The sequence below is a fragment of the Pseudomonas sp. CC120222-01a genome (assembly GCF_003097235.1).
Classification (GTDB): Bacteria; Pseudomonadota; Gammaproteobacteria; order Pseudomonadales; family Pseudomonadaceae; genus Aquipseudomonas.
The window spans coordinates 55,845-72,777 of record NZ_QEQQ01000005.1 but is presented as its reverse complement, the minus strand read 5'-3'; the positions used below and the strand labels follow the sequence as shown (position 1 = coordinate 72,777).

The 16,933-nt window shown below is 62.7% G+C and carries 17 protein-coding genes; 12 read left to right on the top strand and 5 right to left on the bottom strand.

What is annotated here, in order from left to right; all coding sequences use genetic code 11:
* Positions 1 to 16 precede the first annotated feature (16 nt).
* Both N430_RS08740 and N430_RS08735 read right to left on the bottom strand, forming a co-directional pair.
* A complete protein-coding gene (locus tag N430_RS08740) occupies positions 17 to 823 on the bottom strand; it encodes an HDOD domain-containing protein (RefSeq protein WP_110636109.1) in 807 nt (268 codons plus the stop codon).
* 31 nt (positions 824 to 854) lie between these two features.
* On the bottom strand, positions 855 to 1,796 hold the full coding sequence (locus tag N430_RS08735) for a folate-binding protein YgfZ (RefSeq protein ID WP_110636112.1): 942 nt from the start codon (positions 1,794 to 1,796) through the stop codon (positions 855 to 857).
* A gap of 133 nt (positions 1,797 to 1,929) precedes the next feature.
* On the opposite strand from N430_RS08735, the gene N430_RS08730 reads away from it, so the two are divergent.
* Positions 1,930 to 2,184, top strand: a complete 255-nt coding sequence (locus N430_RS08730) for a succinate dehydrogenase assembly factor 2 (RefSeq protein ID WP_008094993.1) — start codon at positions 1,930 to 1,932, stop codon at positions 2,182 to 2,184.
* Positions 2,168 to 2,629, top strand: a complete 462-nt coding sequence (locus N430_RS08725) for a protein YgfX (RefSeq protein WP_110636115.1) — start codon at positions 2,168 to 2,170, stop codon at positions 2,627 to 2,629. The genes N430_RS08730 and N430_RS08725 overlap by 17 nt, the downstream gene beginning before the upstream one ends.
* Here N430_RS08725 and nadB read toward each other — a convergent pair.
* Positions 2,616 to 4,220 (bottom strand): L-aspartate oxidase, encoded by a 1,605-nt coding sequence (gene nadB / locus N430_RS08720; protein ID WP_110636118.1) that lies wholly within the window; start codon positions 4,218 to 4,220, stop codon positions 2,616 to 2,618. The two genes, N430_RS08725 and nadB, sit on opposite strands and share 14 nt — an antisense overlap.
* A gap of 435 nt (positions 4,221 to 4,655) precedes the next feature.
* Between nadB and rpoE the strand changes: the two genes are divergently transcribed.
* The 10 genes from rpoE (at position 4,656) to pdxJ (ending at position 14,638) form a co-directional block, all read left to right on the top strand.
* Positions 4,656 to 5,237 carry an RNA polymerase sigma factor RpoE gene (gene rpoE, locus N430_RS08715; protein ID WP_003252049.1) on the top strand — a complete coding sequence of 194 codons (582 nt, stop codon included), beginning with the start codon at positions 4,656 to 4,658 and terminating at the stop codon, positions 5,235 to 5,237.
* Between the two features lie 31 nt (positions 5,238 to 5,268).
* Positions 5,269 to 5,859 (top strand): sigma-E factor negative regulatory protein, encoded by a 591-nt coding sequence (locus N430_RS08710; RefSeq protein WP_103449366.1) that lies wholly within the window; start codon positions 5,269 to 5,271, stop codon positions 5,857 to 5,859.
* A 12-nt stretch (positions 5,860 to 5,871) separates the two neighbouring features.
* The gene (locus tag N430_RS08705) at positions 5,872 to 6,834 is read left to right on the top strand and encodes a MucB/RseB C-terminal domain-containing protein (protein ID WP_110636122.1); all 963 of its coding nucleotides are present in this window, start codon (positions 5,872 to 5,874) and stop codon (positions 6,832 to 6,834) included.
* A 187-nt stretch (positions 6,835 to 7,021) separates the two neighbouring features.
* On the top strand, positions 7,022 to 8,458 hold the full coding sequence (locus tag N430_RS08700; RefSeq protein ID WP_110636125.1) for a DegQ family serine endoprotease: 1,437 nt from the start codon (positions 7,022 to 7,024) through the stop codon (positions 8,456 to 8,458).
* A 182-nt stretch (positions 8,459 to 8,640) separates the two neighbouring features.
* On the top strand, positions 8,641 to 10,440 hold the full coding sequence (lepA, locus tag N430_RS08695) for a translation elongation factor 4 (protein WP_110636128.1): 1,800 nt from the start codon (positions 8,641 to 8,643) through the stop codon (positions 10,438 to 10,440).
* Between the two features lie 5 nt (positions 10,441 to 10,445).
* Positions 10,446 to 11,300 (top strand): signal peptidase I, encoded by an 855-nt coding sequence (lepB, locus tag N430_RS08690; protein ID WP_103449369.1) that lies wholly within the window; start codon positions 10,446 to 10,448, stop codon positions 11,298 to 11,300.
* A 161-nt stretch (positions 11,301 to 11,461) separates the two neighbouring features.
* Positions 11,462 to 12,151 (top strand): ribonuclease III, encoded by a 690-nt coding sequence (gene rnc / locus N430_RS08685; protein ID WP_060508426.1) that lies wholly within the window; start codon positions 11,462 to 11,464, stop codon positions 12,149 to 12,151.
* The gene (gene era / locus N430_RS08680; RefSeq protein WP_016498176.1) at positions 12,144 to 13,046 is read left to right on the top strand and encodes a GTPase Era; all 903 of its coding nucleotides are present in this window, start codon (positions 12,144 to 12,146) and stop codon (positions 13,044 to 13,046) included. Before rnc ends, era begins: the two co-directional genes overlap by 8 nt.
* 124 nt (positions 13,047 to 13,170) lie before the next feature.
* Positions 13,171 to 13,854, top strand: coding sequence for a DNA repair protein RecO (recO, locus tag N430_RS08675; protein WP_110636131.1), 684 nt, complete (start codon positions 13,171 to 13,173; stop codon positions 13,852 to 13,854).
* Between the two features lie 61 nt (positions 13,855 to 13,915).
* Complete coding sequence (gene pdxJ / locus N430_RS08670) at positions 13,916 to 14,638, top strand: pyridoxine 5'-phosphate synthase (protein ID WP_371922769.1); 723 nt, start codon at positions 13,916 to 13,918, stop codon at positions 14,636 to 14,638.
* A 128-nt stretch (positions 14,639 to 14,766) separates the two neighbouring features.
* On the opposite strand, the gene N430_RS08660 is transcribed toward pdxJ, so the two are convergent.
* Both N430_RS08660 and N430_RS08655 read right to left on the bottom strand, forming a co-directional pair.
* Positions 14,767 to 16,149: a heavy metal sensor histidine kinase gene (locus N430_RS08660; RefSeq protein WP_110636137.1), complete on the bottom strand. Its 1,383-nt coding sequence runs from the start codon at positions 16,147 to 16,149 to the stop codon at positions 14,767 to 14,769.
* Positions 16,146 to 16,820, bottom strand: a complete 675-nt coding sequence (locus N430_RS08655) for a heavy metal response regulator transcription factor (RefSeq protein ID WP_110636140.1) — start codon at positions 16,818 to 16,820, stop codon at positions 16,146 to 16,148. Before N430_RS08655 ends, N430_RS08660 begins: the two co-directional genes overlap by 4 nt.
* Positions 16,821 to 16,933: the final 113 nt, after the last annotated feature.

The window sequence follows — 16,933 nt, the reverse complement described above, 5'->3', positions numbered from 1 at the left end:
GTGCAGGCAGTGCAAATCAGCGCAACATGCTCCGCGCTTCCAGCAACTCGGCAATCTCCAGCTCGGTACCAAATGGCAACCCAAGGTGCCGATAAGCCGGCAACGCCGCCAACGGCCGGCTGCGCGTGCGCTGGCTGAGGCACTTGGCGATCTGCACCACATCGATGTAGTCGACCTTGTCGGTGCGCCGGTCCAGGTCCTGCACCTGGCTCGGCAGGTTGACCAACTGCTCGGGAAACTCCCACGAAGAGAGAATCTTGTCCCCCAGCACTGGCTGGATCTGCTCGATCACATAGTGCAGGCAGACCGGGTCGGAAAGCAGCTCGTTGTGTTCTTCGGCGTAAATCAGCACCGGTAGCGCGCCGATCTGGTTGACCAGCCCACCGAGCGTTGCCTGGTCGGGTTTCAGTTGAGTGAAGCGGCGGCAGATTTCATAGCTGATGCCCGCAACTTCAAGGCTGTTCGACCAGATGTCGCGCAACTTTTGCTCAACTGCCGACGAGCGGGCATGGAAGATCTGTTCGATCACCAGGCCGATCGCCAGGTTACAGCTGTAGTTGATGCCCAGGCGAGTAATGGCCGTATGCAGGTCGGTGACTTCGACCGCTGCGCGCAGCAGCGGGCTGTTGACCACCTTGATCAGGCGCGCCGACAGGGCGGCGTCACGGCCGATCACCTTGCTCAGGGCGGCAACGCTGATCTCGCTGTCTTCGGCGGCCTCGCGAATGCTCAGGGCTACCTCGGGCAGGGTTGGCAGGACCAGGTCATCGTTGTCGATGGCTGCGAGCAACTGCGCTTGAACCATCTCGGCCAGCTTGTTCATTAACGTCTCAACGGCAAGGGTGGTGCACTGTTCAGCGCTGGATTTCCTGGTCGCGGTCCAGCTCGTACGGCAGGCTCAGCACCTGCAGGCGCGGGCCTTCGAGGCTGCCCAGGTGCAGGTTGTCGTCCTCTACCGACTCGGCGCTGAGCACGGCAAGCAGCTCGCAGCCCTGGCCGGTGCTGGCGGCCAACACCACTTCGCCAACTGACGAACCATGGGTCGGTGAGAAAATTTCGCTACCGGGGGCCGGAACATCCTGCTGTTCGAGCGCCAGCCGGTACTGGCGGCGCTTGAGCTTGCCCAGGTATTGCATGCGCGCGACGATTTCCTGGCCGGTGTAGCAGCCTTTCTTGAAGCTCACGCCATCGACGGCCTGCAGGTTGATCATCTGCGGGATGAACAGCTCGCGGGTGGGGCCCATGACCTGGCCGATGCCGGCGCGCACTTGCCCCAGCAGCCAGTCATTGAGGCTGCCTTCCGGCAACGTGGCTGCCAGCTGTTGGCGAATACTGTCGGCCTGCTCGGCAGGTACCCAGAGTTCGGCGCGGTCGGCGGAGACGGCAATGGCGATCAGGCCATCACGGCGAACGGTGCTACCCGCTGCTGCCGGAACGTCCAGCCCCAATGCCTGCAGGGCGGCGCTGCCACCTTGCAGGCCGAAGCGTGCCCAGGCTGCGCTCTCGTCAGTGAGCGTGGCCTTGGAAAACACGGCGTACTTCTTCAGGTCGGCCAGTTGCAGCTCCAGCAGCTCGCTGGCCATGGCCAGCAGGTAACCATTGCCCTCGGGCAGGATGCGGAAGCTCGACTGCATGCGCCCCTTGACCATGCAGCGGGCGCCGAGGCTGGCATGCTCGAGGCTGAGGTAGTTGATGTTGCAGGTCAGCTGGCCCTGCAGGAACTTGCCGGCGTCGGAGCCGCGGACGGCGAGGATGCCCTCGTGGGACAGGGGGCTGAAGAAAGCGGAATCGGCCATGGGTCATCGCGGTGGCTAAAGACTGGCGGCCATCATAGAACGCCAGTAACAAAATAGGTAGGTGACTAGACCAACGCCCTGTGTCGCTTCGTTCACTGCGCGGTATACTGCGCGACCATTCGAGGAGGGCCCCATGGTCGAACAAACTGAACTCAACCGGCTTTTCTGGCACAGCCGCCGCGGCATGCTGGAACTGGACGTACTGCTGGTGCCATTCACCCAGGAGGTCTATCCGACCCTGAGCGAAGCCGACCGCGAACTTTATGTCCGCCTGTTGAGCTGTGAAGATCAGGACATGTTCGGCTGGTTCATGGAGCGTACCGAGTCGGAAGACCCGGAGCTGCAGCGCATGGTCCGCATCATTCTGGATCGTGTCCAGCCCAAGTGAGTGTTTCGAGTGCCGCTGGCAGGGCTCGCGCCTGTTGCTGGCGGCCTACCTGGGTTGCCAGGTGCTGGCGCTACTGGTCTTGTGGCTGAGCGCGCTGCCCTGGTGGCTTGGTCTTTGTGTTCTTGTCGCTTGTATTGCCCACGCGTGCTGGGCGATTCCCCGCCGTATTCTGCTGACTGATTCCCATGCCGTGACCGGTTTGCGCCGTGACGCATCGGGCTGGCGCGTGTTCAGCCGGGCGCTCGGCTGGCAGCCGGTGCGCTTGTGTCGGGACAGCGTGGCGGTGCCGGGCTTGGTGGTGTTGCGCTTCGTCAGGGCAGGGCACTGGCTCGGTGAGAGCCAGTGCGTGCCTCGGGATGCCTTGGGGCCTGACCAGCACCGGCGTTTGCGGGTGCGGCTGAAGTTCAGCCGTCGAAGGTTCGACAGCTGTTTCAGATCGGGCTGAGGATGGTGTCCTTGGCCTCTGGCAGCATTCCCGGGTAATCCAGGGTGTAATGCAGCCCACGGCTTTCCTTGCGCTGCATCGCCGAGCGAATCATCAGCTCCGCCACCTGGGCCAGGTTGCGCAGTTCGATCAGGTCGCGGCTGACCTTGTAGTTGCTGTAGAACTCGTCGATCTCGTCGAGCAGCAGGCGCACGCGATGCTCGGCGCGCTGCAGGCGCTTGCTGGTGCGCACGATGCCCACGTAGTCCCACATGAAGCGGCGCAACTCGTCCCAGTTGTGCGCGATGATCACGTCTTCGTCCGAATCGGTGACCTGGCTGGCGTCCCAGCAGGGCAGGGCCCTGGGCATGGCGATCTGATCCAGGTGTGCCTGGATGTCCGCCGCAGCGGCACGGCCATAGACGAAGCACTCCAGCAACGAGTTGCTGGCCATGCGGTTGGCGCCGTGCAGGCCGGTGAAGCTGGTTTCGCCAATGGCGTACAGGCCGGGCACATCGGTATGGCCGCGATCGTCGACCATGACCCCGCCACAGGTGTAGTGGGCCGCCGGAACCACCGGGATCGGCTGGCGGGTGATGTCGATGCCAAAGGCCAGGCAGCGTTCATACACCGTCGGGAAGTGGCTCTTGATGAAGTCGGCCGGCTTGTGGGTGATGTCCAGGTAGACACAGTCCACGCCCAGTCGCTTCATCTCATGGTCGATGGCGCGGGCGACGATATCGCGCGGTGCCAGTTCTTCGCGCGGGTCGAAGCGAGGCATGAAGCGCTCGCCGTTGGGCAGGCGCAACAATGCGCCTTCGCCACGCAAGGCTTCGGTGATCAGGAAACTCTTGGCCTGGGGGTGATACAGGCAGGTCGGGTGGAACTGGTTGAACTCCAGGTTCGCCACCCGACAGCCGGCGCGCCAGGCCATGGCGATGCCATCGCCGCAGGCGCCGTCGGGGTTGCTGGTATAGAGGTAGACCTTGGCTGCGCCCCCTGTGGCCAGCACGGTGAAGCGCGCGCCGAAGGTGTCGACTTCGCCGCTGTTGCGGTTCAGCACGTAGGCACCCAGGCAGCGATCACCTGCCAGGCCCAGGCGGCGCTCGGTGATCAGGTCGACCGCCACGCGCTGCTCCAGCAGCTCGATGTTCGGGCGTTTGCGCGCCTGTTCGAGCAGGGTGGTAAAAATGGCCGCGCCGGTGGCGTCGGCGGCATGGATGATGCGTCGGTGACTGTGGCCGCCTTCGCGGGTCAAGTGGAACTCGAAACCGCCGTCATCGACGCTGTAGTGCTCGTCGCGGGTAAACGGTACACCTTGTTCGATCAGCCATTCGATGGCTTCGCGGCTGTGCTCGACGGTAAAGCGCACAGCCTCTTCGTCGCACAGGCCACCGCCGGCATTGAGGGTGTCCTCGACATGCGACTGCACGGTGTCGGTATCGTCGAGTACGGCAGCGACCCCGCCTTGGGCCCAGAAGGTCGAACCATTGGCCAGGTCGCCCTTGCTCAGCACGGCAATGCGCAAATGGCCGGGAAGGTTAAGTGCCAGGCTGAGACCGGCTGCGCCGCTGCCGATCACCAGGACATCATGTTGGAATTGTTGGCTCATGTCGGGACACTAGTAATCTTTGGAAAGGGCGCGGCACAATAGTCACGTGCAGATGGCAATGTGAAACTATCGTGAATACTGGCCGGGCTGCCTTTATAGCAGCCTGCGGTAGCCAATTTCCATGCCATGTAGGGCGTCGCGTCAATCTTTGTGGGAACTTTCCGACACGGCCGGAAATCCTATGAAGGCTGTCCGCACGCCACCATTTGCCGCGGCGACGCGGGGCGGCAGCTCTATTCGGGCTGACACCTGCGTATTCGAAACCTGATTATCGACGCAGCGGGCCGTGACCGCGCCGCGTCTTCCGTGCGAGCCGACCAAGGGCCGCAGGAAACTTGCTTGGAGGGGAGAACTTTTGCGCAAAGCCCGAGTCTATGGTTGCAAGCCTGAACAAAGGCTGTGGCAACGCTCCTTCGAGTTCACTGAGGAGTGTTCATGCTAACCCAGGAAGAGGATCAGCAGCTTGTCGAGCGCGTGCAGCGCGGAGACAGGCGAGCGTTCGATCTGTTGGTGCTGAAGTATCAGCACAAGATTCTAGGGTTGATCGTGCGGTTCGTTCACGACACCCACGAGGCCCAGGATGTAGCACAGGAAGCCTTTATCAAGGCCTACCGTGCGCTTGGCAATTTCCGCGGTGACAGTGCGTTTTATACCTGGCTGTACCGCATCGCCATCAACACGGCGAAGAACTACCTGGTGTCCCGTGGAAGACGGCCGCCAGACAGCGATGTGAGCTCCGAGGATGCGGAGTTTTACGACGGCGATCATGGTCTCAAGGATCTCGAGTCCCCAGAGCGCTCGTTGTTGCGGGATGAAATCGAAGGCACTGTCCATCGCACCATCCAGCAACTGCCCGAAGATCTGCGCACGGCACTGACGCTGCGTGAGTTCGACGGGTTGAGTTACGAAGACATTGCCAGTGTCATGCAATGTCCGGTGGGTACCGTGCGCTCTCGAATCTTCCGCGCTCGGGAGGCCATAGATAAAGCCCTGCAGCCGTTGTTGCAGGAAACCTGAGACAGCGGCGACAGCCAAGAGAGGAACCGCCATGAGTCGTGAAGCTTTGCAGGAATCGCTGTCCGCGGTGATGGATAACGAAGCGGACGAACTGGAATTGCGTCGGGTGTTGAACGCCGTCGACGATGCCGAAACCCGTGCCACCTGGTCGCGTTACCAGGTAGCCCGCGCAGCGATGCACAAGGAACTGCTGCTGCCCAAGCTGGATATCGCCTCGGCGGTCTCCGCCGCGCTGGCTGACGAGGCCGTGCCGGCCAAGGTCAAGCAGGGCCCATGGCGCAGCATTGGCCGCCTGGCCGTGGCTGCCTCGGTCACCGTAGCGGTGCTGGCCGGCGTACGCATGTACAACCAGGACGAGATCACCGGTGCCGAACTGGCTGCCCAGCAGCCTGCACAGCAAGGCCTGACCATGCCACAAAGTCAGGGCCCTGCGGTTTTGGCAGGCTATAGTGAAAGCAGTGAGCAACCGACCGGGCCGATGGCCAACGGCGTGCTGCAGAACCAGGCCGGCTGGGATCAGCGTCTGCCAGGCTATCTGCGCCAGCACGCGCAGGAATCCGCGCTCAAGGGCACTGAAACTGCCCTGCCGTATGCCCGCGCCGCCAGCCTGGAAAACCGCTAAGTAAGGAGGATCATGCGCGCGCTACCTCTCCTGTCGCTGCTGATAGGCAGCTGCATGACGGTGCCAGCGTTGGCAGCCAACTCCTCGCCCGAGGCGAGTGAATGGTTGAACAAGCTGGCACAGGCCGAGCAGAAGCAGAGTTACCAGGGCTCCTTCGTCTACGAACGTAACGGCAGCTTTTCTTCCCACGATATCTGGCATCGCGTTCAGGACGGCAAGGTCAGCGAGCGGCTTCTGCAGCTCGATGGTACCGCCCAGGAAATCGTGCGCGTGGATGGCAAGGTGCAGTGCGTCAGTGGTGCCTTGGCGAGCGGGGTAGGTAACCCTCCCGATTCTGCACAGCGTTCGCTCGATCCCCTCAAGCTGATGAGCTGGTACGACCTCAGCGTGGCTGGCAAGTCCCGGGTCGCCGACCGCGACGCCGTGATTGTCACGCTGACACCGCGTGACCAGCACCGCTACGCATTCGAACTCCATCTGGACCGCCGTACCGGCCTGCCGCTACGTTCATTGATGCTCAATGACAAGGGGCAGTTGCTCGAACGCTTCCAGATGACCCGCCTGGACACCGACGTACCTACCGACCAGGAACTGCAAGCCAGTGCGGCATGCAAGCCGGTCGAGCGGGTGGCCAGTACCACCAGCGAAGCGGTTGCCGGTTGGCGTTCGGACTGGCTGCCGCCAGGGTTCGAGTTGATCAACAGTACGGTGCGCCGCGATCCTGAGCGCAACAGCTCGATCAGTAGCCTGATGTATGACGATGGTCTGGCCCGATTCTCGGTGTTCCTCGAGCCGGTGAAGGACGATGCCGGTGCCGATGTGCGCACCCAGCTTGGCCCGACCTCGGCCGTTTCACGCCGGCTGAATACACCCAAGGGCAAGGTGCAGGTCACCGTGGTCGGCGAAATTCCGCTGGGTACGGCAGAACGTATCGCGCTGTCGATGCGCCCTCAGGATGCCCAGGCGCGCCAGTGATGGCGCGCTTTTGCGGGCCGAACCAAGGGCAATGCACAGGCCAAGGGACACACGGCTGAAATGAAATTAAAGCATTGTCATTTGCAATCCTTCGGCAAATTTTCTATAGGTCAGGCTTCTAGGAGCCTGGCCTTTGCTGCTTTGTGCAGGGCTATTTCCAACTACCGCTCGTTGTGACGGGAGCCGTATGTCAATACCACGCTTGAAATCCTACCTAACGATGTTCGCCGCCGTGCTGATGCTCGGCCAGGTGCTCAGCGCCCAGGCCGATGAAGCCCTGCCGGACTTCACCACCCTGGTCGAGCAGGCCTCGCCGGCCGTGGTCAACATCAGCACCAAGCAGAAGCTGCCGGACCGTGTCGCTTCCGGGCAGATGCCGGACCTCGAAGGCCTGCCGCCGATGTTCCGCGAGTTCTTCGAACGCAACATGCCGCAACAGCCGCGTTCGCCACGCGGTGACCGCCAGCGCGAGGCCATGTCGCTGGGGTCGGGCTTCATCATTTCCAGCGATGGTTATGTACTGACCAACAATCACGTGGTTGCCGATGCCGACGAGATCATCGTCCGCCTGTCGGACCGCAGCGAGCTGCAGGCCAAGCTGATCGGCACTGACCCGCGCACCGACGTGGCCCTGCTCAAGGTCGAGGGCAAGAACCTGCCGACCGTCAAGCTGGGTGACTCGGAGAAGCTCAAGGTCGGTGAGTGGGTGCTGGCCATCGGTTCACCGTTCGGCTTCGACCACTCGGTGACCAAAGGTATCGTCAGCGCCAAGGGCCGGACGCTGCCCAACGACACCTATGTGCCGTTCATCCAGACCGACGTGGCCATCAACCCGGGTAACTCCGGTGGCCCGCTGTTCAACATGAAGGGCGAAGTGGTGGGTATCAACTCGCAGATCTTCACCCGTTCCGGTGGTTTCATGGGCTTGTCCTTCGCCATCCCGATCGACGTGGCCATCGATGTCTCCAACCAGCTGAAGAAAGACGGCAAGGTCAGCCGTGGCTGGCTGGGCGTGGTGATCCAGGAGGTCAACAAGGACCTGGCTGAATCGTTCGGCCTCGACAAGCCGGCCGGTGCCCTGGTGGCGCAAGTACTGGAAAACGGCCCGGCAGCCAAGGGCGGCCTGCAGGTGGGTGACGTGATCCTGAGCATGAACGGCCAGCCGATCGTCATGTCGGCCGACCTGCCGCACCTGGTCGGCAGCCTGAAGGACGGCGAGAAAGCCAAGCTCGAAATCATCCGCAACGGCAAGCGCCAGACCCTCGACGTCGCGGTCGGCCCAATGCCGGATGACGATGCCGACATCGGTGCCGGTGCTGGCCCTGAAGGCGGCGCCGAGCGCAACAGCAACCGCCTGGGCGTGTCGGTATCGGACCTGACCGCCGAGCAGAAGAAGACCCTGGAGCTCAAGGGTGGCGTGGTCATCAAGGAAGTCCAGGACGGCCCGGCCGCGATGATCGGGCTGCGCCCGGGCGACGTGATCAGCCACCTGAACAACCAGGCGGTCGCGTCGGCCAAGCAGTTCACCGAAATTGCCAAGGACCTGCCGAAGAACCGTTCGGTGTCGATGCGCGTACTGCGTCAGGGGCGTGCCAGCTTCATCACCTTCAAACTCGCTGAATAAGCGGGCTCAGGGGTAGGAAAGGGCAGCTTCGGCTGCCCTTTTTCATGAAAGTTCACAATTGCGGGGACGAATGCTGTGTACAGTCCGATAGAGGAATCTCCCATATCCCAGCAGCTTAAGGTACAATTCCCGGCTATTTTTCGGCGGGCGTCCGGCTCGCAGCCTTTTCCGAGTGTTGACCCGTGAGTGATTTGAGTCATATCCGCAATTTCTCCATCATCGCCCACATCGACCATGGCAAGTCGACGCTGGCCGACCGTTTCATTCAAATGTGCGGTGGCCTGTCGGCGCGCGAAATGGAGGCCCAGGTACTGGACTCCATGGACCTGGAGCGCGAACGCGGTATCACCATCAAGGCCCACAGCGTCACGCTCAACTACAAGGCGCAAGACGGCAAGGTCTACCAGCTGAACTTCATTGACACCCCCGGTCACGTCGACTTCACCTACGAAGTTTCGCGTTCGCTGGCGGCCTGTGAAGGTGCGCTGCTGGTGGTGGACGCCGGCCAGGGCGTCGAAGCCCAGTCCGTGGCCAACTGCTACACCGCCATCGAGCAGGGCCTGGAAGTCATGCCGGTCCTGAACAAGATGGACCTGCCCCAGGCCGATCCGGACCGCGTGAAGGACGAGATCGAGAAGATCATCGGCATCGACGCCACCGACGCCGTGGCCTGCAGCGCCAAGAGCGGCATGGGCGTGGACGAGGTGCTCGAGCGCCTGGTGCAGACCATCCCCGCGCCGGAAGGCGATATCGAGGCGCCACTGCAGGCGCTGATCATCGACTCCTGGTTCGACAACTACCTGGGCGTAGTCTCGTTGGTGCGTGTGCGCCACGGCCGCGTCAAGAAAGGCGACAAGATCCTGGTCAAGTCCACCGGCAAGGTGCACCTGGTCGACAGCGTCGGTGTGTTCACCCCGAAGCATACCCAGACTGCAGACCTGAAAGCCGGCGAAGTGGGTTTCATCATCGCCAGCATCAAGGACATTCACGGTGCGCCGGTCGGTGACACCCTGACCCTGTCCGCGACCCCCGAAGTCGAAGTGCTGCCAGGCTTCAAGAAGATCCAGCCACAGGTGTACGCCGGCCTGTTCCCGGTCAGCTCCGACGATTTCGAGGACTTCCGCGACGCCCTGCAGAAGCTGACCCTCAACGACTCGTCGCTGCAGTACATGCCGGAAAGCTCCGACGCCCTGGGCTTCGGCTTCCGTTGCGGCTTCCTCGGCATGCTGCACATGGAAATCATCCAGGAGCGCCTGGAGCGCGAATACGACCTGGACCTGATCACCACCGCGCCAAGCGTGATCTACGAGCTCGAATTGAAGACCGGCGAAACCATCGTCGTCGACAACCCGTCGAAGCTGCCAGATGTCTCGGCCGTGGCCGATTTCCGCGAGCCGATCGTCACCGCGACCATCCTGGTTCCGCAGGAGCACCTGGGCAACGTCATCACCCTGTGCATCGAGAAGCGTGGCGTACAGCGCGACATGCAGTTCCTCGGCAGCCAGGTGCAGGTGCGCTATGACATGCCGATGAACGAAGTGGTCCTGGACTTCTTCGACCGCCTGAAGTCGACCAGCCGCGGCTATGCTTCGCTGGACTATCATTTCGATCGCTACCAGTCGGCCAACCTGGTCAAGCTGGACGTACTGATCAACGGCGACAAGGTCGATGCCCTGGCCTTGATCGTGCACCGCGACAACGCGGCCTACAAAGGCCGTGCGTTGACCGAGAAGATGAAGGAGCTGATCCCTCGGCAGATGTTCGACGTGGCGATCCAGGCAGCCATTGGCGGCCAGATCATTGCGCGGACAACCGTCAAGGCGCTCAGAAAGAACGTACTGGCCAAGTGCTACGGTGGTGACGTCAGCCGTAAGAAGAAACTGCTTGAGAAGCAGAAGGCCGGTAAGAAACGCATGAAACAGGTGGGCAACGTGGAGATTCCACAGGAAGCCTTCCTCGCCGTGCTCAGGTTGGATAGCTAGGTCCTATGTCGCTAAATTTCCCGCTGTTGCTAGTCATCGCCGTCTTCGTCTGCGGTCTGCTGGGTTTGATCGATCTGCTGTTCCTGGCCCCGCGCCGGCGGGCAGCGATCGCCAACTACCAGGGCAGCGTCACCCAACCAGAAATGGCGGTGGTCGAGCGCCTGAACAAAGAGCCGCTGCTGGTTGAGTACGGCAAGTCGTTCTTCCCGGTGCTGTTCATCGTGCTGGTGCTGCGCTCGTTCCTGGTCGAACCGTTCCAGATCCCTTCGGGGTCGATGAAACCGACCCTGGAAGTGGGCGATTTCATCCTGGTGAACAAGTTCTCCTATGGCATTCGCCTGCCGGTGATCGACAAGAAGGTCATCGAGGTGGGTGACCCGCAACGCGGCGATGTGATGGTGTTCCGCTACCCGAGCGACCCGAACGTCAACTACATCAAGCGTGTGGTCGGCCTGCCGGGCGACAAGATCAGCTACACCAACGACAAGCGGCTGTTCGTCAACGGCCAGCCGATTGCCGAGCAGCTGGTCGGTGCCGAGCCAGGTACCCTGGGCAGCGCCGAGCTGTACAAGGAAAAGCTCGGTGAAGCCGAGCACCTGATCCGCAAGGAGATGACCCGTTATCGCATGCCGCCGGACCAGCAATGGACCGTGCCGGCCGGCCATTACTTCATGATGGGCGACAACCGCGACAACTCAAACGACAGCCGCTACTGGGATGACCCGAAAATCCCTAAAGAGCTGCACGGCATGGTTCCGGACCGGAACATCGTCGGCAAGGCCTTCGCGGTGTGGATGAGCTGGCCAGAGCCCAAGCTCAGCCACTTGCCCAACCTGTCGCGGGTCGGCCTGATCCATTGATACCCTTCGGCGCTGTCCTGCAGACAGCGCCGAATGCATTTCTGACATAGGCTGTGTTCTCAGGGAACGAGAGATTCGCCGCTCGCCGCGACGGACCACAGCCAAACAGTCTTTCAGGATGTTGATTTGAACAACGCGTTGAACAACCAACGGGTGGCTGCATGACTGCTTCCCTTGCCCGTCTCGAGCGCAAGCTCGGCTACACCTTCAAGGATCAGGAGCAGATGCTGCTGGCCCTGACTCACCGCAGCTATGCCGGGCGCAACAACGAGCGCCTGGAGTTCCTCGGTGACGCCATTCTCAACTTCGTCGCCGGCGAGGCGCTGTTCGAGCGCTTCCCGCAGGCCCGCGAAGGCCAGCTGTCGCGTCTGCGCGCCCGCCTGGTCAAGGGCGAGACCCTGGCCCGCCTGGCCCGTGGTTTCGACCTGGGCGACTACCTGCGCCTGGGCTCGGGTGAGCTCAAGAGCGGCGGCTTCCGCCGTGAGTCGATCCTGGCTGACGCCCTGGAGGCGCTGATCGGCGCCATCTACCTGGACGCGGACATGCAGACCGCGCGCGAGCGTGTCCTCGCCTGGCTGACCGACGAGTTCGAAGGCCTGACCCTGGTCGACACCAACAAGGACCCGAAAACCCGCCTGCAGGAGTTCCTGCAATCGCGCAGCTGTGAGCTGCCGCGTTACGAGGTGGTCGACATCCAGGGCGAACCGCACTGCCGTACCTTCTTCGTCGAATGCGAAGTGGTGCTGCTGAACAACAAGAGCCGTGGCCAGGGCGTCAGCCGGCGTATCGCCGAGCAGGTCGCCGCTGCTGCTGCATTGATCGCCCTGGGCGTGGAGAATGGTAATGACTGATAACAATCCGACCCGCTGCGGTTACGTGGCCATCGTCGGCCGCCCGAACGTGGGCAAGTCGACCTTGCTCAACCACATCCTCGGGCAGAAGCTGGCGATCACCTCGCGCAAGCCGCAGACCACCCGCCACAACATGCTCGGCATCAAGACCGAGGGTGACGTGCAGGCGATCTACGTCGACACCCCGGGCATGCACAAGGCCAACGACAAGGCCTTGAACCGCTACATGAACCGCAACGCCTCGGCGGCTCTGAAGGATGTCGACGTGGTGATTTTCGTCGTCGACCGCACCAAGTGGACCGACGAGGACCAGCTGGTGCTGGAGCGTGTGCAGTACGTCACCGGCCCGCTGATCATTGCGGTCAACAAGACCGACCGCATGGAAGAGAAGGCCGAGTTGATCCCGCACCTGCAGTGGCTGCAGGAACAACTGCCGAATGCCGAAGTGATGCCGATTTCCGCGCAGCAGGGCCACAACCTGGAAGCGCTGGAAGCCCAGATCGCCAAGCACCTGCCGGAAAACGACCACTTCTTCCCGGAAGATCAGATCACCGACCGCAGCAGCCGTTTCCTCGCCGCCGAACTGGTGCGCGAGAAGATCATGCGCCAGCTGGGTGCCGAGCTGCCGTACCAGATCACCGTGGAAATCGAAGAGTTCAAGCAGCAGGGCCATGTGCTGCACATCCATGCACTGATCCTGGTCGAGCGTGATGGCCAGAAGAAGATCATCATTGGCGACAAGGGCGAGCGCATCAAGCGCATTGGCTCCGAAGCACGCAAGGACATGGAAGTGCTGTTCGACTCCAAGGTCATGCTCAACCTCTGGGTCAAGGTCAAAGGCGGCTGGTCCGACGACGAGCGCGCCCTGCGTTCGCTGGGCTACGGCGACCTGTAAGTCTACCTGACTGCTCAGGTGACTCTGTGGGAGCGGGTTTACCCGCGAATGCGTCAGTGGATTCACCACCGCATTCGCGGGTAAACCCGCTCCCACAGTTGTTTGTGACTAGTAGAGATCGCACATGGATCAAACTGTCGGCCAGCCGGCCTACGTCCTGCACAGCCGCGCCTACAAGGAAACCAGTGCTCTGGTGGACTTCTTCACGCCCCAGGGCCGCCTGCGTGCGGTACTGCGCCGTGCGCGCGGCAAGGGTGGCAGCCTGGTGCGGCCGTTCGTTCCGCTGGAAGTGGAGCTGTTCGGCAAAGGTGAGTTGAAGAACGTCAGGCGCCTGGACACCGTCGGCATTGCCGCCTGGCTGCATGGCGACGCGCTGTTCAGCGGCCTCTATCTCAATGAATTGCTCATGCGCCTGCTGCCGGCCGAGGCACCGCAGCCCGAACTGTTCGAGCATTACGCCCTGACCTTGCAGGCGCTGGCCGAGGGAAGGCCGCTGGAACCCCTGTTGCGCTCCTTCGAGTGGCGGCTGCTGGAGGACCTGGGCTACACCTTTTCCCTCAGTCACGACGTCAACGACGACCCGATCGAAGCGGACGGCCTGTACCGCCTGCGGGTCGATGCCGGCCTCGAGCGCGTGTACCTGGCCCAACCTGGTCTGTTCAACGGCACCGAGCTGCTGGCCCTGGCCCAGGCCGACTGGGATGCCCCCGGCGCCTTGCTGGCGGCCAAGCGCCTGATGCGCCAGGCACTGGCGGTTCACCTGGGGCCAAAACCGCTGGTCAGCCGGGAACTGTTTCGCAAGCGCTGAGCACGTCGTATGCTGTGTGGCTCAAACTTCAGGAGAGCCTTTCGTGACTCACAGCAACCGCATGCTTCTTGGCGTCAACATCGACCACGTGGCGACCCTGCGCCAGGCCCGCGGCACCCGCTACCCGGACCCGGTCAAGGCTGCGCTGGATGCCGAGGAAGCAGGCGCCGACGGCATCACTGTGCACCTGCGTGAAGACCGCCGGCATATCCAGGAGCGCGACGTGGTGGTGCTCAAGGATGTGCTGCAGACGCGCATGAACTTCGAAATGGGCATCACCGAAGAGATGATGGCCTTTGCCGAAAAGATCCGCCCGGCGCATATCTGCCTGGTTCCCGAAACCCGCCAGGAGCTGACCACCGAAGGTGGCCTGGACGTGGCCGGCCAGGAAGCGCGGATCAAGGCAGCGGTCGAGCGCCTGTCGCGTACCGGTGCTGAAGTGTCGCTGTTCATCGATGCCGACGAGCGGCAGATCGAGGCTTCGCGCCGCGTTGGTGCGCCGGCCATCGAGTTGCACACCGGGCGATATGCCGATGCCGAAACACCGACCGAAGTGGCCGAGGAGCTGCAGCGCATCGTCGATGGCGTGGCGTTTGGCGTGGGTCAGGGGCTGATCGTCAATGCTGGTCATGGTCTGCATTACCACAACGTCGAGGCGGTGGCGGCGATCAAGGGCATCAATGAACTGAACATCGGCCATGCCTTGGTCGCGCATGCGCTGTTCGTCGGCTTCAAGGCTGCCGTGGCCGAGATGAAAGCGCTGATCGTCGCGGCTTCGCGCTGATTGATTGGCTACCTGTACCGGCCTCTTCGCGGGCAAGCCCGCTCCCACTGGTAATGCGCAAGCCTCAAGGCCTGCCGAGTACCTGTGGGAGCGGGCTTGCCCGCGAAAGGGCCGGTGCAGGTAAACCGTTACTCAGCCCGAAACACCAGGCTAAACCGGGTCGGCCCTGAAAGGTTGCTGCTCACCTCGACCCGCCCCCCATGCAGTTGCATGATCGACTTCACGATCGCCAACCCCAACCCCGTCCCTCCTTCCAGCCGCGAACGCCCGGACCCCACACGGTAAAAGCGCTCAAACAACTGCGGCCAATGCGCTTCGGCAATCCCCGGCCCCTGGTTCTCCACCCACACCCGTACCTCGCTGCCTTGGCGCTCGATGCCCAGCTTCACCGCCTGTCCTTCTGGCCCATGGCGAATGGCATTGCTCAACAGGTTCGACAGCGCCCGCTGGAACATCAAACGGTCTGCCAAAGCCGTGCCCCAGCCCTGCAAGCGCAGCTCGATACCCTTCAGCTCGGCACTGAAGGCAAACAGCTCGCTTACCTGCACCGCTTCCTCCGCCAATGCCAGTGGCTTGAGTGCCACCTGCGCCTGTGGCTGGCTGACCTGGGCGAGGAACAGCATGTCGTTGATGATGCGGTTGAGCCGGGTCAACTCTTCGACGCTGTCTTCCAGCACTTCCCGGTAGTTCGCGCTATCACGCTCGCGGGCCAGGGTGACCTGGGCCTTGCCCATCAGGTTGCTTAGCGGTGTACGCAGTTCGTGGGCCAGGTCGTCGGAAAACTGCGACAACTGGCGCACACCCTGGTCCAGGCGGTCGAGCATCACGTTGATACTGCGCGCCAGCTCCGCCAGCTCCAGCGGCAATCCGGTCGCGGGCAAGCGATGTTGCAGGTCTTGGGCAGAGACCTGCCCGGCGATGCGGCGGAAGTGGCGCAATGGCTTCAGGCCCCGTTGCACGAGCCACCAGGCCCCGGCGCCGATCAGCAGCAATAGCAGTGGCAGGGCCAGCAGGGTGGAATGCAGATAGGCCTGGAGCAGGGCATGGTCGTCGGCGCGGTTGAGCGACATCATCACCCGCACCGGGGTGTCGTCGCGCAGGCGCATCTGCCGGGTGACGGTGAGGATCTGGTTGCCGTTGCTGTCACGCCATTCGTGGTAGTTCAGCCGTGCATCGGTATGCAGTTCGCCAACCCGGGACTCAAGTGCAGGGCCGAGGCTGAGCAGGTGTGGGTGGCGGCCCTCAAGGGCCAGCACGCTGAGGCTGAGGTTGTCGTGGCCCATCACCAGGTCGAGCAACGGATGGGCGCGGCTGCCAAGGTCTTCGCTGCGCAGATCGACCCGCAGGTTGTGTTCCACCTGCAGCATCTTGCGCGCCAGGTCCTTGCGGGCGCGGCTGTCCAGTTCGTGGTCGAGGGCGAACACCGCCAGGCAGGCGAGCAGCAACACCAGGGCGGCGCCCATCAGGGTCACGCTCAGGCCCAGGCGCAGTGACAGGCTGGCGTGCTTCACACGCGCGCCTCGAGCACGTAGCCGACGCCACGCAAGGTATGGATCAGCTTGTCGTCGAACGGGTCGTCGATCTTCGCCCGCAGGCGGCGGATGGAAACTTCGACCACATTGGTGTCGCAATCGAAATTCATGTCCCACACCAGCGAGATGATCTGCGTGCGGGACAGCACCTCGCCGCTCTGGCGCATCAGCAGGTGGAGCAGGGCGAACTCCTTGGCGGTCAGGTCGATGCGCTTGCCGGCACGGTAGGCGCGGTGGCGGCCGGGGTCCAGCTCCAGGTCGGCGACGCGCAGAGTGCTTGGTTGCAGTTGCTGGTCGTTACGGCGCAGCAGGCTGCGAATACGCGCCAGCAACTCGGGGAATTCGAAAGGTTTGAGCAGGTAGTCATCGGCGCCCAGGTCCAGGCCTTTGACCCGGTCTGCCAGGCGACCATGGGCCGTCAGCATCATGATCCGCGTGGCCGATTCGGCGCGCAGGCGCTGCAGCACCGTCCAGCCGTCCAGCTCGGGCAGGTTGACGTCGAGGATGATCAGGTCGTAGGGCTGCTGGCGCGCCAGGTGCAGGCCGTCGGTGCCAGTGTGGGCGCAGTCGACCACGTAGCCGTTTTCACGCAGGCCTTGTTGCAGGTAGTCGGCGGTACGCAGTTCGTCCTCGATGATCAGTAGGCGCATGGGCGGGCTCGGTGTGCTGGAAAGGGCAGGATTCTCAAGCCTGTAGGGGCTTCAGGGTCAAGCGGCAGGATGTTACGGCATGCGAATCGCCCGTCGGCGTAGATGACGGATTT

Bases quoted from the DNA above. Each gene is read 5' to 3' on its own strand.
- N430_RS08730 (WP_008094993.1), top strand. From the start codon at position 1,930: ATGGTCGAACAAACTGAACTCAACCGGCTTTTCTGGCACAGCCGCCGC.
- nadB (WP_110636118.1), bottom strand. From the start codon at position 4,220: ATGAGCCAACAATTCCAACATGATGTCCTGGTGATCGGCAGCGGCGCA.
- N430_RS08705 (WP_110636122.1), top strand. From the start codon at position 5,872: ATGCGCGCGCTACCTCTCCTGTCGCTGCTGATAGGCAGCTGCATGACG.
- rpoE (WP_003252049.1), top strand. From the start codon at position 4,656: ATGCTAACCCAGGAAGAGGATCAGCAGCTTGTCGAGCGCGTGCAGCGC.
- pdxJ (WP_371922769.1), top strand. From the start codon at position 13,916: ATGCTTCTTGGCGTCAACATCGACCACGTGGCGACCCTGCGCCAGGCC.
- N430_RS08655 (WP_110636140.1), bottom strand. From the start codon at position 16,820: ATGCGCCTACTGATCATCGAGGACGAACTGCGTACCGCCGACTACCTG.
- N430_RS08740 (WP_110636109.1), bottom strand. From the start codon at position 823: ATGAACAAGCTGGCCGAGATGGTTCAAGCGCAGTTGCTCGCAGCCATC.
- N430_RS08700 (WP_110636125.1), top strand. From the start codon at position 7,022: ATGTCAATACCACGCTTGAAATCCTACCTAACGATGTTCGCCGCCGTG.
- N430_RS08710 (WP_103449366.1), top strand. From the start codon at position 5,269: ATGAGTCGTGAAGCTTTGCAGGAATCGCTGTCCGCGGTGATGGATAAC.
- N430_RS08735 (WP_110636112.1), bottom strand. From the start codon at position 1,796: ATGGCCGATTCCGCTTTCTTCAGCCCCCTGTCCCACGAGGGCATCCTC.
- recO (WP_110636131.1), top strand. From the start codon at position 13,171: ATGGATCAAACTGTCGGCCAGCCGGCCTACGTCCTGCACAGCCGCGCC.
- lepB (WP_103449369.1), top strand. From the start codon at position 10,446: ATGTCGCTAAATTTCCCGCTGTTGCTAGTCATCGCCGTCTTCGTCTGC.
- era (WP_016498176.1), top strand. From the start codon at position 12,144: ATGACTGATAACAATCCGACCCGCTGCGGTTACGTGGCCATCGTCGGC.
- rnc (WP_060508426.1), top strand. From the start codon at position 11,462: ATGACTGCTTCCCTTGCCCGTCTCGAGCGCAAGCTCGGCTACACCTTC.